The sequence below is a fragment of the Vibrio sp. D173a genome, assembly GCF_030248475.1.
This window is the reverse complement of record NZ_JAHGAH010001450.1, coordinates 1-683: the sequence shown is the minus strand read 5'-3', so window position 1 is coordinate 683 and position 683 is coordinate 1. Positions and strand designations below refer to the sequence as shown.

Genomic DNA, 683 nt, shown 5'->3' with positions numbered 1-683 from the left:
GCGCCGTGTTTCGCGCCTTTCTCGCGTAGCTCTAAGCGCTGGTGGACACCAAAGCGGTGCTGTTCATCAATAATGACCAAAGCAAGATGATGAAACTCAACATGCTCTTGGAAAAGGGCGTGAGTAGGGTCGAGCTCTACTTCAACGTCATCTTCGAAACGCTTAGCTGATAAGCTTGGTTCTGTAGAACGTTGCCATCTAGGCCTATAACAATACGTTGTCCAGCACCTAGTGCGCCTACTAGGCTTAAAATTGTCATATCCATATTTACCCCTAAACCCACTTTTAAGTGGCGTGTCAAAAAAGCGACACGTAAAAAATGCTAATTAGATAAAATATAACACCTAACCCAATGCAATTCATAGTTCACACTCATTCATTTAACAAAAACATATACAGACTAATGACAAAGATCACACCAAATGATAGTCTTCACACCCTAAACAGCGACATAAGTTATTGTGTTTCTTGAAGATAAAGAATATGGCAACTGGTAAGATTTGTTAAAACAATCGACAAACGGTTTACCAAAATGCTCGCCCAAAATCTTTGCTTCTTGTGGTCAAAGCTAGGCTGAGATCGTTAATTTTTTGGCGCTACATTTATAAACTTGCTGAGCGTTATTGGTTTGCAATTTGGACAGAACGGAGATGTCAGTGAATAGGATTAAAACAGCAACATTA

The 683-nt window shown here is 40.1% G+C and carries 1 protein-coding gene; it reads right to left on the bottom strand.

Translation table 11 applies throughout. The features are described from left to right. Positions 1 to 136: 136 nt before the first annotated feature. Positions 137 to 265 (bottom strand): hypothetical protein, encoded by a 129-nt coding sequence (locus tag KIV40_RS33980; RefSeq protein WP_285353851.1) that lies wholly within the window; start codon positions 263 to 265, stop codon positions 137 to 139. Positions 266 to 683: the final 418 nt, after the last annotated feature.